The sequence below is a fragment of the Methylocystis suflitae genome, from assembly GCF_024448135.1.
GTDB lineage: Bacteria > Pseudomonadota > Alphaproteobacteria > Rhizobiales > Beijerinckiaceae > Methylocystis > Methylocystis suflitae.
On sequence record NZ_JAMRYX010000220.1, the window covers coordinates 1 to 452 of the forward strand.

The 452-nt window shown below is 60.4% G+C and carries 1 protein-coding gene; it reads left to right on the forward strand.

Going from position 1 to position 452, the window contains the following annotated elements:
• Positions 1-452: glycosyltransferase (locus NEI07_RS16830; RefSeq protein WP_256036155.1), on the forward strand; the 452-nt coding region annotated here is incomplete at both ends.

The window sequence follows — 452 nt, forward strand, 5'->3', positions numbered from 1 at the left end:
TCGTCGAGGCCGCACGCTGCCTCAAATCCGAAAACCGCCAACTTCGGTTTCTTCTAGCCGGCGTCCCTGATGCAGGCAATCCAGCCGCGATTGCGGAAGAAACACTGCTTGCCTGGCAGGCGGAAGGGATCGTTGAATGGCTGGGTCATATAACTGACATGCCAACGCTGCTGGCTGAGGCCGACATCGTCGTGCTTCCGAGCTACCGAGAGGGACTGCCAAAAACGCTCATCGAGGCGGCAGCTTGCGCGCGGCCCTTGATCACCACCGATGTGCCCGGTTGTCGGGAAGTGGTGATGGATGGCGTTGACGGTCTCCTGGTCCCCGCACGTGACGCGAAAGCGCTTGCCTGCGCCATAGCGAAACTTCATGACAATCCGACGCTTGCCAAGCGCCTCGGAAAAGCTGCGCGCAAGAAGGCGCTGTCCGAGTTCGACGAGCGTTTGGTGATC